General features: G+C 54.7%; 1 rRNA gene. It reads right to left on the bottom strand.

The window, feature by feature from the left end:
* Positions 1–243 (bottom strand): 16S ribosomal RNA (locus AWV70_RS15825); the annotation flags it as partial.

Genomic DNA, 243 nt, shown 5'->3' with positions numbered 1-243 from the left:
GTATTCACCGTGGCATGCTGATCCACGATTACTAGCGATTCCGGCTTCATGCAGGCGAGTTGCAGCCTGCAATCCGAACTGGGAACAGTTTTATGGGATTGGCTCCCCCTCGCGGGTTTGCAGCCCTTTGTACCGTCCATTGTAGCACGTGTGTAGCCCAGGTCATAAGGGGCATGATGATTTGACGTCATCCCCACCTTCCTCCGGTTTGTCACCGGCAGTCACCTTAGAGTGCCCAACTGA

The sequence above is a fragment of the Sporosarcina koreensis genome (genome assembly GCF_001531445.1).
GTDB lineage: Bacteria > Bacillota > Bacilli > Bacillales_A > Planococcaceae > Sporosarcina > Sporosarcina koreensis_C.
This window is presented reverse-complemented; position numbering and strand designations above follow the sequence as displayed.